Origin of the sequence: Microbispora sp. H10670 (assembly GCF_014161385.1) — a bacterium.
Taxonomy (GTDB): domain Bacteria; phylum Actinomycetota; class Actinomycetes; order Streptosporangiales; family Streptosporangiaceae; genus Microbispora; species Microbispora triticiradicis.
Window position 1 is genome coordinate 297,686 of sequence record NZ_JABBWW010000008.1, and the last position, 23,211, is coordinate 320,896.

Here is a 23,211-nt window from a genome sequence, read left to right on the forward strand (position 1 = left end):
GAGAGGTTCGGCGGCCTGAGCGTCCGTCCGCGCGCTGCTTATGTCAAGACTTATTTCACAGCTAGAAATATCTGCCGTTGCTTCATCAGCGGTCACCCTCCACAGCGAGTCAGCCCGCGGCGGTGATCCTGGCCACCTGGGGCGCGTTGAGGAACTCCTCCAGCACGAGCGTGGCGGCGCCCAGCGCGACGGCGTCGGGGCCGAGACGGCCCAGGACGATCGACGTCGCGGCGTACGGCTCGGCCAGCGAGTTGGCGGCCGTGGCGCGGCGGATGCCGGGCAGCAGGCGCTCGCCGAGGCGGGCGCCGACCCAGCCGCCGATCACGATCTTCTCGGGGTTGATCAGGTTGACCAGGTTGGCCAGGCCCACGCCGAGATAGGAGACGGTCTCCTGGATCACCGGGGACTCCGAGGCGAGCAGGCGGTCGAGGTCCTCCTCCCAGTCGCCCTGGGAGGCGACACCCGCCCGGTCGAGGATCGCCTCGATCCCGACGTACGCCTCAAGGCACCCGCGCCCGCCGCAGCGGCAGGGCCGGCCGTCGGCCACGATCTTGGTGTGCCCCCACTCCCCCGCGCTGCTGCTCACCCCTCTGAAGGTGGTGCCGTCGGCCACGATCGTCGCGCCCACTCCCACCCCGAGCAGCACGATCACCGCTTCGGAGGCTCCCCGGCCGGAGCCGAACCACAGCTCGGCCTGGCCCAGCGTCTTGGCGCCGTTGTCCACGTACAGCGGGAGCGAGGTGCCGCGGCGCAGCAGCGCGCCGAGGGGTACGCCGTCCCAGCCGAAGGTCTTGGCGTGGATGACCCCGTCGGGACCGGGCTCCACGATGCCGGGGACGCCCACGCCGATTCCGAGCACCTGCTCGGGGGAGACACCCGCGTCGGAGAGCACGACCTCGACCCCCGACAGGATGTGCCGGGCGACCAGTTCGGGGTCGTGCCTGGCCGGCCGCAGCACGTAGTCGACCTTGGCCCGCTCGGTCATCTCCAGGTCGAACAACCCGACCCTGACGTGCGTCTCGGCCATGTCGACGCCCACGGCGAAGCCGTACTCCGGGTTGACCCGCAGCAGGACCCGGGGACGGCCGCCGTCGGACTCCACCTGTCCCGCCTCGACCACGATGTTCTCGGCCAGGAGGCCGGCGGTCATCGTGCTGACCGTCGCGGCGCTCAGACCCGTGCGCGCGGTGAGGTCGTTGCGGCTGGTAGGCCCGGAGAAGTAGAGCGTGTGCAGCAGCACGGCCCGGTTGCCTCTGCGGATGTCCCGCACCGTCCTGCGCTCGGGCCTCGCCATGACCGACCTCCCCGTCGTCAGGGGTCATCTTAGTTCAGGTGCGAAAACAAGCGGCCGCGCCCTCTTACGCCCTTCACTGTCGCAGCCGCCGGTTGCCCCGCCGTTACGACGGCGTGTCGCCAATCGCCTTCTTTCACGGCCTGAACGAAGAAGACCGGAACGGCTCCCGGCGGCCCGCCGGGAGCCGCCGTGGAACCGTCCGGAGCCCGTCGCCGGGTCAGTCGAACTGCGGCTTGGTGGTGCGGCTGCGCTTCAGCTCGTAGAAGTACGGGAACCGCGCCATGTCGTAGGCGCCGTCGAAGACGCGCACGGCCTCCTCGCCGCGCGGGATGCGGGTCATCACCGGGCCGAAGAACGCCACGCCGTCGATGTGGATCGTGGGCGTGCCCACCTCGTCGCCGACCGGGTCCATGCCCTCGTGGTGGCTGCGCCGCAGGGCCTCGTCGTACTCGTCGGAGCCGGCGGCCTCGGCCAGCTCGGCGGGCAGCCCGAGTTCGGCGAGCGCCTCCTTGACGACGAGCTCGTAGTCGTCGTTGCCCTGGTTGTGGATGCGGGTGCCCAACGCGGTGTAGAGGTCGCGCAGCACGCCCTCGCCGTGCCGCTCGGCGGCGGCGATGCACACCCGCACCGGGCCCCACCCGCGGCCGAGCAGCTCGCGGTAGGTCTCGGGCAGCTCGTCCCTGCCCTCGTTCAGCACGGAGAGGCTCATCACCCGGAACCGCAGGTCGATGTCCCGGTGCTTCTCGACCTCGAGGATCCACCGTGACGTGATCCACGCGAAGGGGCAGATGGGGTCGAAGTAGAAATCCACCTTGGGACGGCTGTCGGTGCCTGCCTGGCCGGTTGCACTCATGGACGGACTCCCCTGAAGAGGTTGACGGAGGATCGGGGGGCTTCGCGAGCGTATCCACAGGTGGGACGGACACGGACACGCGCCCCGACCCCTGAAACCTCCGGGCGTCCGCCCTCATTCCCGGCAGGCATTACCGAGATCCGGCGGATCCGGCGGATCCAGCGGATCCGGCGTGGACGTCCGGGGGGCCGCCGGGGAATGTCGGCCGGGGTCTCTAAGGTGTCCTCATGGCTCACGACAGCGTGGCGACCAACCGCAAGGCGGTGGCGCTGCGGGCGCTCCACGTGCCCGGCGACCCCGTCGTACTGCCCAACGCCTGGGACGCCGCGTCGGCGCGGGCCGTCGTGGCGGCCGGGTTCCCCGCCGTCGCCACCGGCAGCGCGGCGGTCGCCGCGGCCCTGGGCTACGAGGACGGGCAGGACACCCCGGTCGACGAGATGCTCGCCGCCGTGGCCCGCATCACCCGCGTCGTGTCCGTCCCCGTCACCGCCGACGTCGAGCGCGGTTACGGCCTCGATCCGGCGCAGCTGGTCCGGCGGCTGGCCGCGGCGGGCGCCGTGGGCTGCAACCTGGAGGACTCCGACCCCGCGACCGGGTCCCTGATCGGCGCGGCCGAGCAGGCCCGGTTCCTGGCCGCCGTACGCGCGGCGGCCGCCGAGGCCGGTGTCGACCTGGTGATCAACGCTCGGGTCGACACCTTCCTCCACGGTTCCGGGTCGCCGGAGGAGAGGCTGGCCGAGGCGATCGACCGCGGCCGCCGTTACCTGGAGGCCGGCGCCGACTGCGTCTACCCGATCCTCGCGGGCGACCCCGAGGTGATCCGCGCGCTGGTGCGGGAGATCGGGGGGCCCGTCAACGTGCTCTTCCGGCCGGGCATGCCCGCCATCCGTGATCTCGCGGCCCTCGGCGTGGCCCGGATCAGCTTCGGGTCGGGCGTCCACAGCGCGGCCCAGGAGTTCGCGGCCCGCATGCTCGGCGCGATCGCGCGGGGCGACGACCCCTTCCCGTCCGGCTGATCCGGCTCATCTCACCCGGCGGTCCCGCTCACCCGGCGTACGACCAGCCCGACCAGCGGTCGATCTCGACGAGGATCGCGGGCCCGGCCGGAGGACGTTCGCGATACTGGGCGTACTTCGCGGCGAGCCACGCCGCCGCCTGGTCGCGTTCGGGTCCGTCCTCGACGACGCGGGCCCGCCCGTCGGCCCGCACCCACCACAGCCGCTCCCAGTCCTCCTCGTAGTGGTCGGCGAGCAGGCAGACGCGGGGCTCGTCACGGATGTCGCGCAGGCGCCGCAGGAACGTGGTGCTCTTCGGCTTGTGGTCCACGGCCGTCACCACCAGGTCCCGGGAACCGGTCGCCTCGGGATCGTGCCCGCCGTCGTACGCCGTGGCGAACGTCACCGGGACGAGCCGCGGTGCCCCCTCCGCCCCGGCGGTCGCGAGGCGGGCCACCCTTGCCGCCGCGAACAACTCGCGGGCCCGGCTCTCGGGCATCCTCACCCGTCCAGGCTACGGCGTCGCTCCGCCGGCGCGGTTGATCGTCTCCAGGAGGCGGCTTATGGTGTGCGCCATGGAGGCATCTGAGTTACTCGAGCGGGCCCGCTCGCGCGCAACCGACCCCGAAGATCCCCTGGAAGTGCTGTCCGCCGCGATCGTGCTGTGCGGCGAACCGGGCGGCGAGGCCGACGCCCTGCTCGACCTCGCCGTACGCCGCGCCCGGGAGGCCGGCGCGTCCTGGACCGCGATCGGCGAGCGGCTGGGCTACGTCCGCCGGTCCGCGCGCAGGCGCTTCACCCCCGCCTTCGCCCACCGGCACCTGGTCAACCGCCGCAAGAAGCGCGAGGCCGCCTGCTCCTTCTGCCGGAGGCCGCCGGGGCCACGGGTCCACATGGTGCACGGCGAGGGCGGGCGCATCTGCGACAAGTGCGTGGCGCTGGCGGGCGACATCGTCGCCGGGCTGGCCCGCCGCCGCTGACGCCGCCGCCCGGCGACCCCGCCTTACGCGCCGGTGCACGTACGCGTGACCACGCGAGCGCGGCCCGGCGGCCCCACCGCCAAGCTGTTCCGTCAGGTGACGGTGAGCCGCCGGGCGTAGCGCTCGTCCCGCCACCGTTCCTCGCCGAGCACCTCGGCCAGCGCGGTCGCGGCGTCGTACACGTCCACGTGGCGCAGGTACAGCGGCGCGAAGCCGAAGCGGACGAAGTCGGGCTCGCGGTAGTCGCCGATCACGCCCCGGTCCGCGAGCGCCCGCACCACCGGATAGCCGTGGGGATGGCGGTAGCTGACCTGGCTGCCCCGCCGCTCCGGGTCGCGGGGAGTGGCCAGGGCGAGCCCGAGCCCCGGGGCGACCAGATCGTCGAGCAGGTCGATGAACAGCGAGGTGAGGGCCAGGCTCTTGGCCCTCACCTCCGACAGGTCCACCCGCTCCCAGATGTCGAGCGACGCGTTCAGCGCGGCGTACGAGAGGATCGGCGGGCTGCCGGTGGCGAACCTGCGCACGCCGGGGGCGGGACGGTAGTGCGATTCGAAGTCGAACGGCGCGGCGTGGCCGTGCCAGCCCGACAGCGGGTTGCGGACGTCGTCCTGGTGGCGCGGCGCGACGTACAGGTAGGCGGGCGCGCCCGGACCGCCGTTGAGGTACTTGTAGGTGCAGCCGACCGCGAAGTCCGCCTCGCCCACCCGCACCGGCATCGCCCCGGCGCTGTGGCACAGGTCCCAGACCATCAGCGCGCCGGCCGCCTGGACCTGTTCCGTCACCGCCGCCATGTCCCGGGCCGCGCCGGTCCGGTAGTCGACCTGCGAGAGCAGCACGAGCGCGACGCCGTCGTCGAGGGCGTCCGCGAGCGACCGGCCCCGCTCCCCGATGTCACGGATCTCGTACGAGCCGAGCGCCCGGGCGGCGCCCTCCACGACGTACCGGTCGGTGGGGAAGTTGTCGAGATCGGAGACGATCACGCGGCGCTCAGGGCGCAGCGGCAGGGCGGCCGTGACCACCTTGAAGATGTTCACCGAGGTGGAGTCGCCCGCCAGCACCTCGCCGGGACCCGCGCCGATCAGGGGCGCGATCCGGTCGCCGGTGCTCTGCGGCATGTCCCACCAGCCGGCCGTGTTCCAGCTGGCCCCGAGATGCCTGCCCCACTCGGTCTCGACGGTGCGGGCCACCCGCTCCGGCGTGTGCCGGGGCAGCGCGCCGAGCGAGTTGCCCAGCAGGTAGACGACCCCGGGAGGAAGCGAGAACTCTTCCCGGAAACCTCTCAGCGGGTCCTTGGCGTCGAGATCCTGGCATTCGGCACGACTGACACCCATCGGCATCTCCTCCTTCTCCGCATTATGTCCCGAAATATCCGATCTTGTAGAGCATGTGATGACACAGCGTGGACAGCGGAGCCATACCGGAGAGGACCGTTCCACCGAATGCGGACGGCTATAAACCCCAGAGATCACCACAGCGGCACTATCAGCGCAAAGTAAGCACAAGACGCACCCAAGACTCTGTGCGATCGTGGACAAGACGGGGCAAGTTCTCTGGAGACGCCAATCCCCCGTTGGTGACAGAGGGTGATCAAACGTGACGGAATCCCCGGTGCATCATGAGTCCCCGATCTATCGACGCATCGCCGGCAGGCTGCGCGATCAGATCCTGTCCGGCGCGCTCGGTGATGGGGACCGGCTACCGGGCGAAAACGCGCTCATGAACGAGTACGGCATCGCACGGGCCACGGCGCGGCAGGCGCTCGCCGTACTGATCAACGAAGGGCTCGCCGTGCCGAAGCGAGGATCGGGCGTGTACGTGCGCCTGTTCCGTCCGATCCGCCGCCATGGGTCCCGCCGGCTCTCGCGCGAGCAGTGGGCCCAGGGCCTGGCCATCTGGGACTCCGACACCCGTGGCCGTTCGTACACGGTGGACGAGCTGCGGATCGTGCGCGAGACCGCGAGCGAGCAGGTCGCCCGCGTGCTCGGCGTCGAAGAGGTGTGGGTGCGCCGCCGCCGTTACTCGGTGGACGGCCGGCCGGTGCAGCTCGCGGCGTCCTGTTTTCCCGCCGATCTCGTGGAGGGCACGGCGGTCGTCCTGCCCGACACCGGGCCCGGAGGGGTGTACGCCCGCCTGGGTGACCTCGGCCACGCCCCGGTCCACTTCAGTGAGGAGGTGCGGGCGCGGATGCCGCTGCCCGGGGAGACCGAACTGCTGAACCTCCCGGCCGGCACGCCGGTCATCTCCGTCACCCGCGTCGCCTTCGCGGAAGGAGGGGTGGCGGTGGAGGTCAACGAGATGACGCTCGACGCGGCGTCTTATGTACTCCAGTACGACTTCGACGCATAGGTCAAGCGGACAAGTCCGCAGATAGGTTGACCTGTCCATCCCGATCATTGATTTCTCTAGAGAAGTCCCGCACCTTGAAGAAAGAGACGTCAAGAACACCGGGCCTACGGCGAGGGAAGGTGGACGGGTGTCCTTTGACCGACGCCTTGCCGAGATCGCTCGGGAGTTCCCGGAGTGGACGATCTGGCGGAGTGACGCCGGCCGGTGGTGGGCCACCCGGCACCGGCCGCTCACTTCGGCCCAGCGGGCGGCCGGATGCGCGATGACCGTCGACGCCGACGAACCCGACGGGCTGCGCGAGCAGTTGCGGGAGCAGGAGGAGTGCGACGCCGCCGCCGATCCATGAGCGCGGAAGCCCCCGACCCGATCGGGGGCGGGGGCTTCCGCTACCAAAGATCAGCGCGCGTTCCGCGGCTCACTTGCCGGCGACCGGCTCCTCGTCGGGGGTGGTGCGGCGGACACGACCGAGGTCGACGTCGGTGTCCTCCGGCGACGCCGCGAGGTCGTGCCCCATCTCCGCGTGACCGGGTTCGGCGTGCCCGTGGTCGGCGTGGTCCTGCTGCTCGGCGCGTCCGGCGTCCACGACCAGGACGGCCTCCTCCTCGTCGCCCTCGGCCGCGTGGATCCCGGCCCCGGACGCGGCGGGCGGCTCCGCACCGACCGGCGCGGCGATCTCCCGGGGCTGCGACGTGAGGTCGCCCGCGCCGAGAGCCTGGGCCTGCGGCCCGGGCGGCAGCACGGTGGCCTCGTCCACCAGCGGGCCGGCCATCGACTCGCGGTGCATCAGGTCGCCGAGCACCGAGCCGATCTCGTTGAGCCGGCGGACGACCTCCGTGTGGGTGTCGGTCAGGTAGGCCACCCGGCGGCCGGTGTGCTCGTCCAGCGCGTTCACCCGCTGCTGCGCCGCCGCCAGCATGGCCTCGGCCTGCCCGCGCGCCTCGACCAGCAGCCGCTCCGACTCCGTCCGGGCGGCCGTGAGCTGGGCCTCCGACTCGGCGCGGGCGGAGCGCAGGGTCTCCTCGGCCTCGGCGCGGGCCGTGGTCAGCGTCTCGTCGGCGTCCGCGCCTGCCTGCGCCAGCAGCCGCTCCGACGTGGCGGTGGCGTCGGCGACCCGGCGCTCGGCCTCGTCCTGGGCGGCGGACCTGATCGCGTCGGCCTGCTCACGCGCGGACGTCACCAGCCGCTCGGCCTCCGCCGCCGCGCCGTCCCGCAGCCTCCTGGCCTCCGCCTCGGAGGCCTCCTTGTTGGCCGCCGCCTCCTCCTGCGCCAGCTTGAGGATCTGGCTCAGCCGCTCGCCCAGCTCGTCGGGGTTCTGCGGCGACTCGGTCATCTTGCGCCGCGCCTCGGCCAGTTCGAGGCGGCTCTGCTCGGCCTGGTCGATCGTACGCGCGAGCCGTTCCTCCAGGTCCCGGATCTGGTTGCGGGTTCGGACCATGTAGTCGTGGACCTGCCTGCGGCTGTATCCACGCATCACGACTTCGAACGAGTCGTCGCTCATCAGGTCGGGGAAGTTGTCGGTCTGGTTCGTCATAAGAAGCCCTGGGGTCGGAGACAACGACGGTAACGCACGCCAGGACACGACTTTCCTGCTATCCGCCGCACATCGCAACCTGAACGCGGCAGCCGGACGGGGAAAAGCGCGGAGCGCCCCGTCGAGCCCGCCGGAGAGCCCATGCGATCATCGTGGCATGCCGTACATAGCCGAGCTGGACGACGACGCGACGCCGATCATCCATCCCGAGGCGTGGGTGGCCCCGGGGGCGGTGGTCGTCGGGAGGGTGCGGCTCGGACGCGGCGCGAACGTCTGGTACGGCTCGGTGCTGCGCGGCGACGACGAGCGGATCGACGTCGGCGACGAGGTCAACGTCCAGGACCTGTGCTGCCTGCACGCCGACCCCGGCGAGCCGGTGATCCTGGACGACCGGGTGAGCCTCGGCCATCGGGCGATGGTGCACGGCGCGCACGTGGAGGCGGGCGCGCTGGTGGGCATCGGCGCGGTCGTGCTCGGCGGAGCGGTCGTCGGGGCCGGGTCCCTCGTCGCCGCGGGGACCGTGGTGCCGCCCGGACGGCGGATCCCGGCCGGCGTGCTGGTCGCGGGCGTGCCGGGGCGGGTGGTCCGCGAGCTCACCGACGACGACCGCGCCTCCTTCGCGCGGACGCCGGACAACTACCTCGCCAAGGCCCGCCGTCACGCCGCGGCCTCGGTTCGGTCCCGATGAGCGTGCCGGCCAGCGCCAGGTGGTCCGAGAGCTCGGGGTCGGTCCTGACGACCTTGGCGCCGCCCGGGCGGTAGTCGGCCTCGCTGGCGAAGATGTAGTCGATCTTCCGGCCGCCGCGGGTCGTGGGGTCGCCGCCCCGGCGTACGGACCCGCAGGCCGGGGCGTCCGCCTCGGTGTAGCCGCCGTCGCCCAGGCCCATGCCGTACACGCCGGTGAGCTGGGGGTCGCCGGGCTCGCGGTTGAAGTCGCCGGTGAGGATCACCGGGGCGCCGCCGGCGTACCCCGCCACCAGCCCGGTGACCTGCCGCGGCGTCTCGGTGCCCGAGATGTGGGTCACGCAGCAGACCGAACGGCGCGGGCCGACGTCACCCCTGGCGCACAGCAGGCCGCGCGGGTGGACCGTCTCGCCGGGGGCGGCCGGAGCGTGGTCGGCGCGCAGCAGCCGCCGCAGCGGTTGGCCCTGCGTGCCGTTCTTCAGCGCCAGCGCCACGCCGAAGGTCCTGCCGTCGGGCGGGGCCGTGTGCGGGGTGAGGTCGCGCCAGAGCGTCCGGCACCGGTCCTCGCGGCCCGGCCCGCCGCCCCTGGCGTAGCCGTACCAGACGAGGTGGTATCCGGGCAGCTCACGACGCAGGAGACCCACCTGGGCGTAGCACATCTCGGTGAAGGAGGCGACATCCACGTCTCTCGAACGGATCAGTGCGGAGACCTGTCCGGCCCAGGTCCGTCGATGCCGCGGCGTCAGGTCGCGTACGCAGGTGCCGGCCCGGTTGCCGGCCGCGCAGACGTTGTAGGTGAGGACGTTCACCCGGTAGGTGTCGGCGGGCGCCGGAAGACCGGCCACCACAACCCCGGCAATCGCCACTCCTGCCACAAACGCCCCCATACGGGAGGAAGCTACTTAGCGCCGATCAACCCGTCCACGCACCTGTGGTGAAATTTCCGACATTGATTGCCATGACTGGCGCAGCGACCGCCAGGTAGGCCATCATCACCCACGGCTTCCTGCTCCCGGCCACGCCCACCGTGACGTAGAGCGGCCACCACAGCAGCGAGGCGCGCCCGATCGACATGTAGAACGACGACATGGCGAGCAGCGCCACCGCCTGTGGCGCCAGATAGGCGACGTCGGCCCAGTTCCGCCGGACCAGCATCCAGAGGATCAGGACGACCAGCACGAGCCCGGCGATGATGTCCTCACGGTACGCCGTGGTGAGGATGGGCTCGTCGATCGACCTGTTCCAGGTGTTGATGAACGCGGTCCAGGGCGCCTCGGGGTAACGCCCCCAGTACTGCGCCTCCGCCGCCTTCCAGGCCATCAGGTCGCCGGTGCGGTGCCACAGATAGAGCATGTACGCCAGCACCGGCAGGCCCGGGACGACCATCCAGGGAGCAGTCCGCCACCCGGTCGAGCGCAGGCCGTTCGCGGAGAAGAGGAACATCACCGCGAGGCCCGCGGCCAGGAAGAGACCGGAGATGCGCACCGACGCGGCGAAGGCGGCGCACAGGGCCGCCGACTCCCACCTGCCGTTGCGGGCCAGCAGCCAGGCCGGGACGGCCAGCGCGAGGAAGGGCGCCTCGGAGTATCCGGCCAGCAGGAACGTGGCGAACGGGCTGAGGAAGAAGGCCAGCACCACCCAGGTGCCGCTGCCCTCGCGGTACGACTCGCCCAGCCGGTGCAGGGCCACCGCGACGACGGCGCTCGCGACGAACGACACCAGCACGATCGCCAGGTCCCAGTTCGGGATGACCAGGTGCAGCGACCGCAGGAACATCGGCAGGCCAGGGAAGAACGCCACCAGCTTCGGCGCGTCCGGCATGCCCGGCGTGCCGTCGTAGCCGTACTGCGCGATGGCGATGAAGTTCTCGGCGTCCCAGGGCGTGAGCCGGTCGAGCAGCGGCGCCTCGGTGCGTCCCGGGGCCGCGAGGACCATGTAGATGTAGGTCCCGATGTGCCAGAAGAACCAGATCAGCAGAGCCGTGGCGTCACCGGGGCGGCCGGGCCACCGCCATCCGCGGCTCTCCCGCTCCGAGCGCGGTCCCTCCGTCTGCTCACCGGTCGCGGTGCCATCCGGAACGTCCACGGGCGTCCCCTTCGCCGATTCCTCGACAACGCCCTGCTCCCGGTCGGCCCCGGCCTGCTGGATCTCAGTCACGAGCACCTATGCAATACGTCATGGACAGTCCCTGCCAAGGTAAGCATGCCGGGTTTTGTCGTCAGACGGTCAAAAAAGTCGTCGGACCGGGTCCGACCGGCCGCGGCCGGTGAAACTTTCACCGGCGGGCCCCCCGGCCACCTGCCACCGGCACGCGCCCTTACCGGCGATTTACCATGACTGGGTGTACTGGGACGGGTTCACGGCGATGGAGCAGGACGTGCGCGCCGTCGTCGGCGATCCCCGCTGGACGCTTCTTCCCCCGCTCACGCGGGCGCACACGCTCGCCCAGCGCGCGCTGCTGACCCCGGACGGATCCCGGTGGCTCTTCGGCGCGCATGCCCGCTGGTACCGGCTCGACCGGGTGGACGGCCGCTGGCACCTCTCGGCTCCCCCGCTGCACCCCGCGATCCGGTCCGACGCCCGGCCGCACCCGCCGGGCGTGGCGATCCCGCCCGCCCTGGTCCCGGCCGGGCCCGACTTCGCCTACGACCGCGGGTCCACCCAGGCGTTCGTCGGCCCGGACGTGCCGCACGAGATCACCGAACGGCTCCGGGCGCTGCTGCTCGCCCACCGTGGGCTGCGCCGGGAGGACTTCCCGCTGAGCGGCGCCTACCGGGAGATCTTCGCCCGCGACGTCGCGAGCACGGTGGCCGCCGTGTGGGGCACGATCATGTGGTGCGCGTACGCCCCGGCGTTCGACGGCAACGAGGTCATGCTCTCGATGTTCGGGGAGTTCCTGGCCCGCCCGCTGCCGGGGGACGACTGGGTGCGCTGGCTGCCTCTGGGCTCGCTCGACGCGCTCGTGGCCCTCTACTCGGAGCGGATGCGCTCCGGCGCGCAGCAGGCGGGTCTGCGACTGGCCGGGCTGATGGCCGAGACCGCCACCGTGCTGCGCGCCGACGCCCGGTTCCGCCCGCGCGCAGAGGCGCTGATCGCGATGGCCGAGCCCCTGCTCGCCAGCCCCTGGCTGGACCACCACGCCCTCCCCGGCGGCGCCGTACGGCAGGCCTGGCTGGCGCGCTGCCCGCCGCACCTCGTCTCCGCGACGCTCCCCGAGTGGGCGCCCGGCGAGCACTTCCGGCACACGTTGTACGACCTGGTCGAGGCGCTCGCCTACACCGCCTCGCGCGGGATGGACCCGCGGGCCGTGGCGGCCGCGCTGCTCGCCGCGGACGTCGCGGGCGTCTGCGGCGTCTCGGAGCCCGCCTGGGCCCCCGGGGCCTCCGGCACCGCGCGTGTGGTCACCGCCCTGTATCCGTGGATGGACGACGAACAGCGGCAGGCTCTCTATCTCGCGCTCGCCGATCCCGCCCACCCGCTGCGGGGGTGCTGGCCGGCGGGCGGAGTGCTGCCGGCCGCGCTGCTGCCGCCCGACCGGACGACGGCCGCCGCCCTGCTCGGGTCCGCGTACGCGACGGGGCTGGCGTGGTGCGCGCTGACCGGCACGCCCGCGCCGCCCGAGGGCTTCGCGGTGCCCGCCGCCGTGGTCCAGTGCCTGATCCACCAGCGGGACGACCCGCGCCCGCAGGAGCCGCGGGCGGAGCACAGGGCTGACCTGGAGGAGTCCGGGGCCTGGCTGTTCGAAACGTCAAATTCGGATATTTCATCCTTACCTCCGCTTTAGCAATCCCTTCCCTCCATCACCGTCCTTTTCATCGAATCGTGATCTCGGAATCGGGGAAATGGTCACCGAGGGACACGAGGTGCGGGTCGGGAATGGTCACGATGGGCCATGTCGCGGTGGAGTACCCGGACGTAACCTCGTGATGGGTGTGGGCTGCGGAAGGAAGGACGACGCGGTGGGGCACGACGATCTGGACTCCCGGGTCCACGACCGTGTCGCGTTGGACGAGATCGCGCTCTACGCCGAGGTACTGGAGGCCGTGAACATCACGGAGAACCGGCTGACCTTGGAAGAGCTCGACAACGCGCTCGGGTTGCGGACTTCGGCGAGCCACTGAAGAACTGAGAGCATGGTCCGTCCCGGGCGTCCTGATGCGCCCGGGGCGGCTTGCTCCGTCGACCCGTGCCGGCCCGCCGAGGAGCTGATGATCCCGCCGGGTCCGCTCAGGACCGTACGAGGCGGGCGATGGCGGCCGAGGCCTCCCTGATCTTCTCGTCGGCCTCCGGACCGCCGCTCTTGACGGCGTCGGCCACACAGTGGCCGATGTGATCCTCCAGCAGGCCGAGGGCCACCGCCTGAAGGGCGCGGGTGGCCGCCGAGACCTGGGTGAGGATGTCGATGCAGTAGGCCTCTTCGTCCACCATCCGCTGCAGCCCCCGGATCTGTCCCTCGATCCGGCGCAGGCGGGTGAGGTAGGCCTGTTTGTCCCCGCTGTACCCGTGCATCCTTCAACGATACCCGGCGCGGGTATCAACCGGTGTGCTCCGCCGCGAGCGCCCGGAGCTGCACGATCGCCTGTCCGGGGCATCGTTTGTCATGTGCAATCATTGACGGACGGGTTCCGGCGGCTCCCGGATCCGCCAGGACGGGACGAGGCGAGGCGAACAGAGGCGAGCGCGAGTGGAACGGGGACGGTACGGAGAGCCCGAGACCTTCTCGATGCTCACCGTCCTCCAGGACCACGTCGTCGTCATCCACATGTACGGCGAGCTCGATCTGATCGCGGCTCCCGCCCTGCGCGCCTGCCTCGCCGAGGCGGTCGGGCTGCGCAACCCGCCCCGCATCGTGGTCGACGCGGAGGCCCTCACCTTCTGCGACTCCACCGGGCTGAGCGTCCTCATGGGGGCGCTGCCCGCCGTCCGGTCGGTCGGCGGGGACCTGGCGCTCAGCAACGCGCACGGACGCTTCGCGCGGATGCTCAGGATCACCGGCCTCGACTCGGAACTCCCGGTCCACGACTCCGTCGCCTCCGCCGCCGCCTTCCTCGCCGGCCCCGAAGCCTAGGTCGGACCCCGTGCCCGTCAGTCGCGGGAGCGGAGGCCGTACATGAGGTCCTCCCAGCGGGCGGCGACGCCGGACGCGGCGTGGCCCGAGGCGCTCTCCAGCGCGCCCGCCGCGAGGGCCATCCGGCGGCGCTCGTCGTCGACGAGGGTGAGCAGCGCGCCGGCGAGCGACTCGACGTCGTCCTCCCCCTCGGCGACCAGCACGCTGTCGAGCCCGGGGCGGAGGAACTCGGCCGGGCCGCGCGGCCCGGCGTAGCCGACGACCGGCACCCCGCAGCTCAGCGCCTCGATCACGGCCATGCCCTGGGCCTCCTGCCGGGACGGCGCCACCACGACCGACGCCTTGGCGAACTCTCCGGGCAGGTCGGGGGTCGCGCCCATGAAGTACACGTGGTTGTGCAGGGCGAGATCGCGGACGAGGGCGCGCAGCCGCCGCTCCTCCGGACCTCCGCCGTACAGCCGCAGCCGCCAGTCGGGCCGTTTGTCCGCGACGATCGCGAAGGCGCGCACCAGCTGGTCGTACGACTTGCCGGGCACGAGCCTGCCGCCCGCGCTGACGATCCGGTTGTCCATGCGCGACCGCGGCCAGGGCCCCTGCGGCAGGGCGTCCGGGATGACGTGAACCGACAGGTCGTCGTCGAGCAGGCGCGCCCACTCGTCCCGGCGGCCGGGGGTGGTGGTGACCACCGCGTCCAGACGGGGATAGAAGCGGCGGATCGGGCCGGGAACCGAGGGCCTGTTCCACTCCCGGGCGATGCGGACGACTCCGCGCGGCGCGTGCCTGGCGGCCTGCACGCCCAGCGACGGCCGGGTGGTGACCAGGACGTCGGCGCGCAGCCCGCGCAGCGTCCGCCACAGTGCCACCTCGGTGCGCACCTGGCCCCGCGGCAGCAGGTGGTGGACGCCGGGCCGCGCGTCCACGAGCCAGCGCAGCGCCACCCGGCGGTCCACCGGGAAGAACGGCGTCTCCCTGGTGCGCCGGATGCTCACCACCTCCACCTCGTGCCGTGCGGCCAGCCCTCCCGCGAGGTTCAGGACGGCCCGCACGTCGCCGCGCATGCCGTACGCCGACGGGAGCACGAAGGCGACTCTCACACCCCCACCTCCAGGAGCAGGTCGTCGCCGGAGGTGAAGCTGGGCCTGACCGGCACGCCGTCCACGAGGGCGCGCGGATAGTGGACGCGGCGGCGCTTGCCCTCGACGTCGTCCAGGCGGGCGCTCAGCGGCAGCACGCGCTCCAGGCCGTCCACCTCCAGGTACGGCTGCCACGTGCCCTGCGAGCCGGGCGTGGCGGCCAGCACGTCGCACAGCGAGAGCGCGGCGTGGAAGCGGACGCCCTGGACGGTGGCGGAGGACCGCAGGGCCGCGGCCGGGTCGCCGTGCCGCAGCGTGAGCGTGGCCCGCCGTTGCTGGTCGTCGTCGTCGAAACCCGTGTAGGCCAGCAGGCCCGTCACCTCGAACCGCCCCTCACGGAACCACACCGCCCGGATGTCCGCGGCCGGCTCCGCCTGGTCTATCTTCAGCGCCAGATATCCGTTACGCGTGCGATAGGCGCGGTACGCGAGGGTGCGCCGCCCGAGCGCGTACGCGTCGAGGCGGTCGAGCGAGAAACCGGGATCGACGCTCTGGATCCGGGTGCGGGGCCCGTCCTGTTCGAGGTAGGCGTCCCAGCGGCCCGGTTCGAGATCCAGTGGCGCGAGCGAGATCGCGACGCTGGCGTCCCTCGTCCTCCTGCCGGAGGCACCCAGCGTGACGTGCCGTTCCTCGCCGGTGCCCCGCTGCCGCAGGACGAGCCGGGTGCCGTCCACGAGCGGCTGTTCTATGGCCAGCCGCAGGGAGAGGACGTCGGCCAGGGTGACCTCCGCGTCGCTGACGACAACACCCACCGTGCCGCCCCCTCCCCGTCGATTGAGCCAACGTTGAGGTTACCGTGATTCTCCTGTTATGTGGAGAAAGCGTTTGCCGGCTCTTCACTGAAACATGTATGAATCACTCGTTCTGACGGAGAAAATCCACAAAATGTGCGGTCCGTCAGCAAAGAATTCGTTAACCCTGCTTGACGGATTTGATGAGGAGCTGGGCGACGTCGACGACCTCGATCGACTCCTTGGCCTGACCGGCGTTCTTCTTCTCGTTGATCGCGTCGCCGAGCATGACGAGGCAGAACGGGCATGCGGTGGAGACGGTGTCGGGATCGGTGGTCAGCGCCTCGTCCACCCGTTCGGTGTTGATTCGCTTGCCGATGCGCTCTTCCATCCACATACGCGCGCCACCGGCGCCGCAGCAGAAACCGCGTTCCCCGCAGCGGTGCATCTCCTGGGTCGTGACCCCCGGCACCTTGGCCATGATGTCGCGCGGCTGGGCGTACACCTTGTTGTGCCGGCCGAGGAAACACGGGTCGTGGTAGGTGATCTTCTCCTCGATCGGGGTGATCGGCGTGAGCCGGCCCTCCTCGACCAGGCGCGCCAGCAACTGGGTGTGGTGCACCACCTCGTAGTGCCCGCCGAGCTGCGGGTATTCGTTGGCCAGCGTGTTGAAGCAGTGCGGGCAGGTCGCGACGATCTTCTTGACGCCGGCCTCGTTCAGCGTCTCGACGTTCTGCTGCGCCAGCATGCTGAACAGGAACTCCATGCCCAGGCGCCGGGCGGGATCTCCCGAGCACGCCTCCATCGGCCCGAGCACGCCGAACTTCACACCCGCGATGTGCAGCAGCTCCGCGACGGCCTTGGTGGTCTTCTTCGCCCGGTCCTCCAGGGCCCCGGCGCAACCGACCCAGAACAGGTACTCCACGTCCTCGGGCATCTTCTCGTCGACGAGGGTGACCTCGAAGTCGAGCTCCTCGATCCAGTCGGCGCGCTTCATCTCGGACATGCCCCACGGGTTGCCCTTGTTCTCCAGGTTCTTGAGCATCACCCCCGCCTCGGACGGGAACGACGACTCGATCATCACCTGGTAGCGGCGCATGTCGAGGATGTGGTCGATGTGCTCGATGTCCACCGGGCACTGCTCGACGCAGGCGCCGCAGTTCGTGCAGGACCACAGCACGTCGGGATGGATGACCCCGTCCTCGCCGACCAGCGGCTTGTCGAGCAGGGCCAGCACGTCCTGCGACAGGCTCTCCTTCTCCTTCTCCCCCGCCAGCAGGTAGGGCGCGACCGCGAAGGCGTGGTCACGCTGGTCGAGGATGAGCATCTTGGGCGACAGCGGCTTGCCGGTGTTCCACGCCGGGCACTGGGACTGGCAGCGCCCGCACTCGGTGCAGGTGTAGAAGTCCAGGAACCCCTTCCAGGACGTGTCGGCGATCTTGCCGCGGCCGAACACGTCCGTCTCGGGGTCGGCCTCCTCGAAGTCCAGCACCTTGCCGTCGCTGCGCATCGGCTGGGCCGGGCCGAGGCCGTCCGGGCGGCGGGAGAACAGCACGTTCAACGGCGCGGTGAAGATGTGCAGGTGCTTGGAGTTCACCACGATGACGAGGAACACCAGCATGACGCCGATGTGCAGCAGCAGGCCCGTGGCCTCCAGCCCCTCGCTGTCGGGCAGGATCTTCGCCACCCCCTGTGAGGCGAAGGCCCCCGACCGGTAGGGGAAGTTGCCGGTGTCGACGGCCGCCCCCCGGAACAGGAACATCGTCCAGATCACATTGAAGATCATGAACAGGATGAGCCAGGCGCCGCCCAGATGCGACCCGGAGAACCGGGAGCCGCGGCCCAGCTTCTTCGGCGAGTTCTTCACGCGGATGACCGCGAAGGCGATCAGCCCGATCAGCGCGGCGACCGCGATGAAGTCCTGCAGGAAGCCCAGCACCGGCCAGGTCCCGATCAACGGGATGTGGAAGTCCGGCGTGCCGGTGACCGCGCCCTGGACGAGCGCGCCGTACGCCTCCAGGTAGACCGAGGCGAGGATGAAGAACGCCCACATCACGAAGAAGTGCGCGGTGCCCGACGGCGTCCACTTGAGCAGCTTGCGCTGGCCGAACACCTCCACAAGCTGCGCTCTGACCTCCGCGCCGGCGTGCCGCCGGGCGTACTCGATCCGCTCCGGGGCCGGCTGACCACTGGTCGCGAGCCGGTAGAGGAACAGCACACGCCGGCCCGCCAGCGCGACCGCGGCGGCGGTCGCGACGAGGCCGGCTATCGCTATCGCTACCCAGAGCACGAGCCCTCCCGCTTTCAACGTCGGCTGCCACCATAAGCACGCGGTGCCTTCACCGGGACGGCCGGGGGCCGGCCCTGTGGAAAACCCGCTTCCCGCATGGTACCGACGAGTAACATATGCCTGTCACGCCATCGGTGTGGCGCGCGTCACAGCGTTCCCGCGGCACCAGACTAGAACGAAGCTCTACCCGAACGCATGCGGGGCCCCACCTGACCTGCCGGCACCGGTGACGCCTGTCCCGGTGCTCATCCGTCCAGGTAACGCTGCACCACCGGGGCCAGCAGCGCGACGAGTTCCTCGATGTCCGCCGACGCCATCGGCTCCATCCCGAGGATGTACCTGATCATCACCACGCCGAACATCTGGGCGAAGGCGGCCTCGGCCCGCAGCGGCGGGACGCCGAGCGCCTCGGCCACCCGGCCCAGGATCGCGGTGCCGAAGAACTCCCGGATCATGCCGACGGCCTGCTCGTTCACCATCGCCGTCCGCATCACCCCGAGCACCCGCTCCCGCGCCGCGGGGTCCGCCGTCATCGTGAGGATGAAGCGGACGATCCGCTCCCCGATCTCCTCGCGCGGCCCCGCGAGAAGCATGGGGACGACCGTCGAGGGGTCCGCGGGGAGCTCCATGGCCGCGACGAACATGCCCTCCTTGTTGTCGAAATAGTGGTGGAGGAGGGCGGGGTCGACGCCGGCCTCGCGGGCGATGCCCCGGATCGTGGCCTTGTCGAACCCCTTCTCCGCGAAGACCCTGCGCGCCGCGGCCAGGATCTCCCCACGTGTGTCCGCCGAGCCGGGACGCCGGCCCGGCCGCCGCGGCCGCCGGCCGCCTCCCGACACCTCCGGGACCTCGGTGGTCACGGTCAGCCCCTGCGTCCCACCGCGAGGTACACGCGCATGGGCACGGTGAGCCTGCCGCCGGGGAACACGCGGCCGAGTTCGGCGCGCTCCCGGGCGATCAGGTCCACCACGACGTCGCCGTCCATGCTGGCCATGTAGGAATGCGTGCGCAGGTCGGTGAGGAAGTCCTCCAGCAGCACCGACCTGGTCCAGGTGACCCAGGTCTCGGCCACGTCGAGGCCGGCGCCCGCACCGCCGCGACCGCCGTCGAGACCGCCGCGCGACATGGCCGCGGCGAGGGGCGGCATGCTCCACCCGGGCAGCACCGGCCCGATGTACCCGGGGCAGGACTCGGCGAGCCGCACCTGGTTGGCCGCCAGCCAGTCGGCCTTGCCGGGGTCCACGCTGTTCCACCATCCCGCGACCGCGCCGCCCGCCCGGGTCACCCGTACGGCCTCGGCGACCGACAGCGCGGGGTCGAGCCAGTGCCACGACTGGGCGTAGGTGACGAGGTCGGCGACACCCGAGCGAAAGGGCAGGTCGTCGCCGTTCGCCAGGATCGCCGGGCAGGTCGTGCGGGCCCGGAGACGGGCCAGCATCCGCTCGCCCCGGTCGACGGCGACGACCCGGGCGCCGCGGTCGAGCAGCCCCCGGGTCGAGATGCCGGTGCCCGCCCCCACGTCGATCACCGTCGCGCCGTCGAGCCGGATGCCCGACAGTTCCTCCAGAGCGAGGTAGAGGGCCTCCGGATAGTGCGGCCTGGCCGCGTCGTACTCCTCCGAGACGCGGTCGAACACCCGGTGGCTGCCGGTCAGCCGTTCGTTCATGAGGCCGTCGTTCATGAGGCGGTCGAGGAGGCGGCGAAGTGGTGCCTGGCGAACGCGAGCGCCTCGGTGAGGTCCTCGATCCGCTCGGTGCGGCTGGCCGCCCTGCGTGTGTTGATCTCCAGGACGATCAATCCGCGGTATCCGCTCCCGGCCAGGCGCTCCAGCATCGGGGCGCACGGCTGCGTCCCCCGGCCCGGGACCAGGTGCTCGTCCTTGTTGGTCGTGCCCAGGCCGTCGGCCAGATGCAGGTGGGCCAGCCGGTCGCCGAGCTTGGTGGCCATCTCCATCGCGTCCGTGCCGGACACCGCCGTGTGGGACAGGTCGAGCGTCACGTCGGGGAAGTCGTAGTCGACCGGGTTCCAGTCCGGCGCGTACGGCACGACCTCGTTGCCCCTCGCCCGCAGCGGGAACATGTTCTCCACCGCGAAGACGACGTCGGTCTCGTCGCGCATCCTCGCCAGGCCCTTCTCGAACTCCTTGGCGTAGTCGCGCTGCCAGCGGAAGGGCGGGTGGACGACGACCGTCCGCGCGCCCAGCCGTTCGGCCGCCTCGCGGGCCCTGCGCAGCTTCGCCCAGGGGTCGCGCCCCCACACCCGCTGGGTCACCAGCAGACAGGGCGCGTGTATGGCCAGGACCGGGATCTGGTAGTGGTCGCGCAGCCGCTGGAGGACCTCGACGTCCTGACTGACCGGGTCCTGTCCCACCATGATCTCTACGCCGTCGTACCCGAGCCTGGCGGCCAGTTCGAAGGCGTCCGGGGTACGTTCCGGGTACACCGACGCGGTCGACAACGCCACCTCGCCGCTGGGCACGCGGATGTCACTCATGAGGCCAGCCTCCCCTGGCGACCCCCGGGCACGATCCAGTCCCGTGGCCGTGGCCGTCCGTTCGCTCCCTGCGCCCGTTCACGGATCCAGCCTAAGCCGCACCCGCGCCGCGCGCCGCTTCGCCACAATCAACTACCCAAGGTCGCGAACTAATGTGGGGCGCATGGCACGGATCGTGAGCGGGGCCGTACCCAGCCCGAACATCTGGAACACCCCCCAGGTCTACGAGCTGGAGAACCGCGCCGTCGGGCCGGCGGGCGCCGTCGAGGCCGCGATGCGGGCCGTACGGCCGTGGGACGGCGCGACGGTGCTCGACATCGGCTGCGGCACGGGCTTCCACCTGCCGGCCCTCGCCGCGTCCGCGGCGAGGGTGATGGGCGTGGAGCCGCACGGCGGCCTCGCCGCCAGGGCGGCCGCCCGCTGCGCGTCGCTGCCCAACGTCGCGGTGCGCACCGGCACCGCGCAGGCGCTGCCGGTGCCCGACTCGTCGGCGGACGTCGCGATGGCGCGCTGGGCGTACTTCTTCGGCCCGGGGTGCGAGCCCGGGCTGCGCGAGCTGGGACGGGTGCTGCGCCGGGGCGGCGTGGCGTTCGTCGTGGACGTGGACGCCTCCCGCGACGCCTTCGGCCGCTGGTTCCGCCGGTCGCTCCCGTCGTACTCCCCCGAGGCCGTGGAGCGCTTCTGGTCGCGGCAGGGCTGGCGGCGCGAGCCACTGGACCTGCGCATGACCTTCGAGTCGCGGGCCGACCTGGAGGCGGTCCTGCGCATCGAGTTCACCCCCGAGGTGGCCGAGGCCGCGCTGCGGGAGAGCGAGGGCCTGGAGATCGCCTACCCGAACGTCCTCAGGTGGCGGGAATTCTGAGCTCCGCCCTTGACCTTGTCACCGGCGTCAACCTTTACCGTCGTGCCCGGAGGCGGGCGGGCCGAGGAGGAGACCGATGCGGATCGGCGAGCTGGCCCGGCGCGCGGGTGTGAGCACCCGGGCGCTGCGCTACTACGAGCAGCAGGGCCTCATCCGGTCGCGCCGCTCGGCGAACGGCTATCGGGAGTACGACGAGTCGGACGTCCGGCTCGTCACCGAGATCCGCGCCCTGATGGCGGTCGGCTTCACCCTGGAGGACGCCCGGCCGTTCGTGGACTGCCTCAGGTCGGGGCATCCGTCGGGAGGCTCCTGCCCGGAGTCGGTCGCGGTGTACCGGCGCAAGCTGGCCGAGATCGACGACCGGATCCGGGACCTGCTGGCCCGCCGCGCCGAGGTGGCCGCCCAGCTCACCGACGCCTGCCCCGGCTGCCTGGTGACACGACGAGGAGAATCATGATCACGTTGACCACGGAGAACTTCGACGAGCAGGTGCTGCGCAGCGGCACACCGGTGCTGGTGGACTTCTGGACCGACTGGTGCCCGCCGTGCAAGATGATCGCCCCGATCCTGGAGGAGATCGACGCCGAGCTCGGCGACCGGCTCACGGTGGCCAAGCTCAACGCCGACGACCACCCCGAGATCGCGCGACGTTACAACGTCCTCGGCTTTCCCACCCTGAACCTCTACCGGGACGGCGAGGTCGTGCAGCAGATCAGAGGTGCCAAGCCCAAGCGCCTGCTGCTCGCCGACCTCGCGGACCATCTGTGATCCCAGGGGCGGCTTATATAAGCGTTGACTTTTATAAGTCGCCCTCGGCATAGTGGGCCCGTGCACGCATTCGACGCGCTGGGGGATCCGGTGCGGCGCCGGATCCTGGAGCTGCTCAGCGATGGTGAGCAGACGTCGGGCGCCGTCACCGCCGCCGTCCGCGCCGAGTTCGGGATCTCGCAGCCCGCGGTCTCCCAGCATCTGCGGGTGCTCCGCGAGTCGGGGCTGACGTCCGTACGGGCGGAGGGCACGCGGCGGCTGTACGCCGTCGAGACGGCGCCGCTGCGGGAGATCGACGCGTGGCTCGACCGGTTCCGCGGCTTCTGGCAGCAGCGGCTCGACGCGCTCGACACGGAACTGGCACGGGGGAAACGGGAGCGGCGGCTCCGGCAGGAGCCCGGCGGCGCCGATGGCCGGCACATGTCCCAGCACGAGGTCCACGACGTAGAGGAAGAGCGGCAATGAGCGACTTCATCGACGAGATCAACGAGGTTCACCGCGCGGTCGGCACGCGCGACCTGGCGGAGGGCGAGGCCCGTACGGTGCTGCTGCGGCGCACCTACGACGCCGCCGTGGAGGACGTGTGGGACGCCTGCACCGACCCCGAGCGGATCGGCCGCTGGTTCCTTCCGGTGACCGGCGAGCTGAAGCTCGGCGGGCACTACCAGCTCCAGGGCAACGCGGGCGGGGAGATCCTGCGGTGCGAGCCGCCGAGGCTGCTGCGGGTGAGCTGGCTGTTCGGCGAGAACCCCGGCTTCAGCGAGGTCGAGGTGCGGCTCACCCCGGAGGGCGGCGAGCGCACCGTGTTCGAGCTGGAGCACGTCGCCGTGGTGCCGGCGGAGTTCTGGGACCGTTTCGGCCCGGGGGCCACCGGAGTGGGCTGGGACCTGGCGCTGCTCGGGCTCGGGCTGCACCTGCGGGGCAACATGATCGACGACCCCTCGGCGTGGGAGCAGTCGGACGAGGCTCGCGCGCTCATGACGCACAGCAGCACGGCGTGGGGCGAGGCGTACCTGGCCTCCGGCGCGCCGGAGGACGTGGTGAACGCCGCGGTCGCCGGCACCACCGCCTTCTACGTACCGGAGAAGCCGGAGGGCTGAGTCGTGTCCTCCGGGCCGGCTTCGGGGGCGTCCTCGGATCGGCTTCGGGCGGCTTCGGGGGCGGACTGTCGGCGGCGACCGGT

The 23,211-nt window shown here is 71.5% G+C and carries 27 protein-coding genes; 13 read left to right on the plus strand and 14 right to left on the minus strand.

The genetic code is table 11. The features are described from left to right. Window positions 1–109 precede the first annotated feature (109 nt). Together HHX33_RS14960 and HHX33_RS14965 are read right to left on the minus strand one after the other, a co-directional pair. Window positions 110–1,294, minus strand: coding sequence for an ROK family protein (locus HHX33_RS14960; RefSeq protein WP_138461521.1), 1,185 nt, complete (start codon window positions 1,292–1,294; stop codon window positions 110–112). Between the two features lie 217 nt (window positions 1,295–1,511). Continuing rightward, window positions 1,512–2,147, minus strand: coding sequence for a disulfide bond formation protein DsbA (locus HHX33_RS14965; RefSeq protein WP_111701184.1), 636 nt, complete (start codon window positions 2,145–2,147; stop codon window positions 1,512–1,514). Window positions 2,148–2,374: 227 nt separating this feature from the next. Here HHX33_RS14965 and HHX33_RS14970 point away from each other — a divergent pair, with 227 nt between their 5' ends. Then, complete coding sequence (locus HHX33_RS14970) at window positions 2,375–3,163, plus strand: isocitrate lyase/PEP mutase family protein (protein WP_182875116.1); 789 nt, start codon at window positions 2,375–2,377, stop codon at window positions 3,161–3,163. A 28-nt stretch (window positions 3,164–3,191) separates the two neighbouring features. Here HHX33_RS14970 and HHX33_RS14975 read toward each other — a convergent pair whose 3' ends face one another. After that, on the minus strand, window positions 3,192–3,641 hold the full coding sequence (locus HHX33_RS14975; protein ID WP_182875154.1) for a TIGR03668 family PPOX class F420-dependent oxidoreductase: 450 nt from the start codon (window positions 3,639–3,641) through the stop codon (window positions 3,192–3,194). A gap of 76 nt (window positions 3,642–3,717) precedes the next feature. Here HHX33_RS14975 and HHX33_RS14980 point away from each other — a divergent pair, with 76 nt between their 5' ends. Further along, window positions 3,718–4,122: a ClpX C4-type zinc finger protein gene (locus HHX33_RS14980; RefSeq protein ID WP_165900714.1), complete on the plus strand. Its 405-nt coding sequence runs from the start codon at window positions 3,718–3,720 to the stop codon at window positions 4,120–4,122. Window positions 4,123–4,214: 92 nt separating this feature from the next. Here the strand turns inward: HHX33_RS14980 and kynU are convergent, their stop codons facing one another. Beyond that, window positions 4,215–5,459 (minus strand): kynureninase, encoded by a 1,245-nt coding sequence (kynU, locus tag HHX33_RS14985; protein ID WP_111701180.1) that lies wholly within the window; start codon window positions 5,457–5,459, stop codon window positions 4,215–4,217. Between the two features lie 271 nt (window positions 5,460–5,730). Here kynU and HHX33_RS14990 point away from each other — a divergent pair, with 271 nt between their 5' ends. Together HHX33_RS14990 and HHX33_RS14995 are read left to right on the plus strand one after the other, a co-directional pair. Then, the gene (locus HHX33_RS14990) at window positions 5,731–6,468 is read left to right on the plus strand and encodes a GntR family transcriptional regulator (protein ID WP_310738245.1); all 738 of its coding nucleotides are present in this window, start codon (window positions 5,731–5,733) and stop codon (window positions 6,466–6,468) included. Window positions 6,469–6,595: 127 nt separating this feature from the next. After that, the gene (locus HHX33_RS14995; protein WP_111701178.1) at window positions 6,596–6,814 is read left to right on the plus strand and encodes a hypothetical protein; all 219 of its coding nucleotides are present in this window, start codon (window positions 6,596–6,598) and stop codon (window positions 6,812–6,814) included. Between the two features lie 69 nt (window positions 6,815–6,883). Here the strand turns inward: HHX33_RS14995 and HHX33_RS15000 are convergent, their stop codons facing one another. Beyond that, on the minus strand, window positions 6,884–7,999 hold the full coding sequence (locus HHX33_RS15000; RefSeq protein ID WP_182875117.1) for a hypothetical protein: 1,116 nt from the start codon (window positions 7,997–7,999) through the stop codon (window positions 6,884–6,886). Between the two features lie 157 nt (window positions 8,000–8,156). Here HHX33_RS15000 and HHX33_RS15005 point away from each other — a divergent pair, with 157 nt between their 5' ends. Continuing rightward, the gene (locus tag HHX33_RS15005) at window positions 8,157–8,687 is read left to right on the plus strand and encodes a gamma carbonic anhydrase family protein (protein ID WP_111701177.1); all 531 of its coding nucleotides are present in this window, start codon (window positions 8,157–8,159) and stop codon (window positions 8,685–8,687) included. Here HHX33_RS15005 and HHX33_RS15010 read toward each other — a convergent pair. Next, window positions 8,593–9,570, minus strand: a complete 978-nt coding sequence (locus tag HHX33_RS15010; protein WP_182875118.1) for an endonuclease/exonuclease/phosphatase family protein — start codon at window positions 9,568–9,570, stop codon at window positions 8,593–8,595. The genes HHX33_RS15005 and HHX33_RS15010 overlap by 95 nt on opposite strands. A 25-nt stretch (window positions 9,571–9,595) precedes the next feature. Beyond that, entirely contained in the window at window positions 9,596–10,840 is a 1,245-nt protein-coding gene (locus tag HHX33_RS15015) for a mannosyltransferase family protein (RefSeq protein WP_182875119.1), read from the minus strand. A gap of 184 nt (window positions 10,841–11,024) precedes the next feature. Here HHX33_RS15015 and HHX33_RS15020 point away from each other — a divergent pair, with 184 nt between their 5' ends. Beyond that, the gene (locus HHX33_RS15020) at window positions 11,025–12,467 is read left to right on the plus strand and encodes a hypothetical protein (RefSeq protein WP_182875120.1); all 1,443 of its coding nucleotides are present in this window, start codon (window positions 11,025–11,027) and stop codon (window positions 12,465–12,467) included. Between the two features lie 175 nt (window positions 12,468–12,642). Next, the gene (locus HHX33_RS15025) at window positions 12,643–12,804 is read left to right on the plus strand and encodes a hypothetical protein (RefSeq protein ID WP_165900712.1); all 162 of its coding nucleotides are present in this window, start codon (window positions 12,643–12,645) and stop codon (window positions 12,802–12,804) included. 106 nt (window positions 12,805–12,910) lie between these two features. On the opposite strand, the gene HHX33_RS15030 is transcribed toward HHX33_RS15025, so the two are convergent. Next, window positions 12,911–13,192 (minus strand): metal-sensitive transcriptional regulator, encoded by a 282-nt coding sequence (locus HHX33_RS15030; protein WP_111701172.1) that lies wholly within the window; start codon window positions 13,190–13,192, stop codon window positions 12,911–12,913. Window positions 13,193–13,367: 175 nt separating this feature from the next. Between HHX33_RS15030 and HHX33_RS15035 the strand changes: the two genes are divergently transcribed. Beyond that, a complete protein-coding gene (locus tag HHX33_RS15035; protein ID WP_182875121.1) occupies window positions 13,368–13,751 on the plus strand; it encodes an anti-sigma factor antagonist in 384 nt (127 codons plus the stop codon). Between the two features lie 17 nt (window positions 13,752–13,768). Here HHX33_RS15035 and HHX33_RS15040 read toward each other — a convergent pair whose 3' ends face one another. The 6 genes from HHX33_RS15040 to HHX33_RS15065 all read right to left on the minus strand — a co-directional run bounded on the left by HHX33_RS15040 (window position 13,769) and on the right by HHX33_RS15065 (window position 20,398). Further along, window positions 13,769–14,845: a glycosyltransferase gene (locus HHX33_RS15040; protein WP_182875122.1), complete on the minus strand. Its 1,077-nt coding sequence runs from the start codon at window positions 14,843–14,845 to the stop codon at window positions 13,769–13,771. Beyond that, window positions 14,842–15,636: a hypothetical protein gene (locus HHX33_RS15045; RefSeq protein WP_182875123.1), complete on the minus strand. Its 795-nt coding sequence runs from the start codon at window positions 15,634–15,636 to the stop codon at window positions 14,842–14,844. Before HHX33_RS15045 ends, HHX33_RS15040 begins: the two co-directional genes overlap by 4 nt. 160 nt (window positions 15,637–15,796) lie before the next feature. Beyond that, entirely contained in the window at window positions 15,797–17,905 is a 2,109-nt protein-coding gene (locus HHX33_RS15050) for a (Fe-S)-binding protein (RefSeq protein WP_182875124.1), read from the minus strand. Window positions 17,906–18,150: 245 nt separating this feature from the next. Then, a complete protein-coding gene (locus HHX33_RS15055) occupies window positions 18,151–18,765 on the minus strand; it encodes a TetR family transcriptional regulator (RefSeq protein WP_310738246.1) in 615 nt (204 codons plus the stop codon). Window positions 18,766–18,767: 2 nt separating this feature from the next. After that, on the minus strand, window positions 18,768–19,571 hold the full coding sequence (locus HHX33_RS15060) for a class I SAM-dependent methyltransferase (protein ID WP_182875125.1): 804 nt from the start codon (window positions 19,569–19,571) through the stop codon (window positions 18,768–18,770). Window positions 19,572–19,582: 11 nt separating this feature from the next. After that, window positions 19,583–20,398: a sugar phosphate isomerase/epimerase family protein gene (locus HHX33_RS15065; protein WP_111701166.1), complete on the minus strand. Its 816-nt coding sequence runs from the start codon at window positions 20,396–20,398 to the stop codon at window positions 19,583–19,585. Window positions 20,399–20,561: 163 nt separating this feature from the next. Between HHX33_RS15065 and HHX33_RS15070 the strand changes: the two genes are divergently transcribed. From HHX33_RS15070 to HHX33_RS15090, 5 genes are all read left to right on the plus strand, one after another. Beyond that, on the plus strand, window positions 20,562–21,260 hold the full coding sequence (locus HHX33_RS15070) for a class I SAM-dependent methyltransferase (protein ID WP_182875126.1): 699 nt from the start codon (window positions 20,562–20,564) through the stop codon (window positions 21,258–21,260). 76 nt (window positions 21,261–21,336) lie between these two features. Further along, a complete protein-coding gene (locus HHX33_RS15075; protein ID WP_111701164.1) occupies window positions 21,337–21,717 on the plus strand; it encodes a MerR family transcriptional regulator in 381 nt (126 codons plus the stop codon). Next, on the plus strand, window positions 21,714–22,028 hold the full coding sequence (gene trxA, locus HHX33_RS15080) for a thioredoxin (protein WP_182875127.1): 315 nt from the start codon (window positions 21,714–21,716) through the stop codon (window positions 22,026–22,028). Before HHX33_RS15075 ends, trxA begins: the two co-directional genes overlap by 4 nt. Window positions 22,029–22,088: 60 nt before the next feature. Continuing rightward, window positions 22,089–22,493, plus strand: coding sequence for an ArsR/SmtB family transcription factor (locus HHX33_RS15085; protein ID WP_111701162.1), 405 nt, complete (start codon window positions 22,089–22,091; stop codon window positions 22,491–22,493). Then, entirely contained in the window at window positions 22,490–23,128 is a 639-nt protein-coding gene (locus tag HHX33_RS15090) for an SRPBCC family protein (protein WP_182875128.1), read from the plus strand. Before HHX33_RS15085 ends, HHX33_RS15090 begins: the two co-directional genes overlap by 4 nt. The last annotated feature ends 83 nt before the right edge of the window (window positions 23,129–23,211 follow it).

Excerpts from the sequence above, each read along its gene's own strand:
- HHX33_RS14960 (WP_138461521.1), bottom strand. The coding sequence starts at position 1,294 with ATGGCGAGGCCCGAGCGCAGGACGGTGCGGGACATCCGCAGAGGCAAC.
- HHX33_RS14965 (WP_111701184.1), bottom strand. The coding sequence starts at position 2,147 with ATGAGTGCAACCGGCCAGGCAGGCACCGACAGCCGTCCCAAGGTGGAT.
- HHX33_RS14970 (WP_182875116.1), top strand. The coding sequence starts at position 2,375 with ATGGCTCACGACAGCGTGGCGACCAACCGCAAGGCGGTGGCGCTGCGG.
- HHX33_RS14975 (WP_182875154.1), bottom strand. The coding sequence starts at position 3,641 with ATGCCCGAGAGCCGGGCCCGCGAGTTGTTCGCGGCGGCAAGGGTGGCC.
- HHX33_RS14980 (WP_165900714.1), top strand. The coding sequence starts at position 3,718 with ATGGAGGCATCTGAGTTACTCGAGCGGGCCCGCTCGCGCGCAACCGAC.
- kynU (WP_111701180.1), bottom strand. The coding sequence starts at position 5,459 with ATGCCGATGGGTGTCAGTCGTGCCGAATGCCAGGATCTCGACGCCAAG.
- HHX33_RS15000 (WP_182875117.1), bottom strand. The coding sequence starts at position 7,999 with ATGACGAACCAGACCGACAACTTCCCCGACCTGATGAGCGACGACTCG.
- HHX33_RS15005 (WP_111701177.1), top strand. The coding sequence starts at position 8,157 with ATGCCGTACATAGCCGAGCTGGACGACGACGCGACGCCGATCATCCAT.
- HHX33_RS15010 (WP_182875118.1), bottom strand. The coding sequence starts at position 9,570 with ATGGGGGCGTTTGTGGCAGGAGTGGCGATTGCCGGGGTTGTGGTGGCC.
- HHX33_RS15030 (WP_111701172.1), bottom strand. The coding sequence starts at position 13,192 with ATGCACGGGTACAGCGGGGACAAACAGGCCTACCTCACCCGCCTGCGC.
- HHX33_RS15060 (WP_182875125.1), bottom strand. The coding sequence starts at position 19,571 with ATGAACGAACGGCTGACCGGCAGCCACCGGGTGTTCGACCGCGTCTCG.
- HHX33_RS15065 (WP_111701166.1), bottom strand. The coding sequence starts at position 20,398 with ATGAGTGACATCCGCGTGCCCAGCGGCGAGGTGGCGTTGTCGACCGCG.
- HHX33_RS15070 (WP_182875126.1), top strand. The coding sequence starts at position 20,562 with ATGGCACGGATCGTGAGCGGGGCCGTACCCAGCCCGAACATCTGGAAC.
- HHX33_RS15075 (WP_111701164.1), top strand. The coding sequence starts at position 21,337 with ATGCGGATCGGCGAGCTGGCCCGGCGCGCGGGTGTGAGCACCCGGGCG.
- trxA (WP_182875127.1), top strand. The coding sequence starts at position 21,714 with ATGATCACGTTGACCACGGAGAACTTCGACGAGCAGGTGCTGCGCAGC.
- HHX33_RS15090 (WP_182875128.1), top strand. The coding sequence starts at position 22,490 with ATGAGCGACTTCATCGACGAGATCAACGAGGTTCACCGCGCGGTCGGC.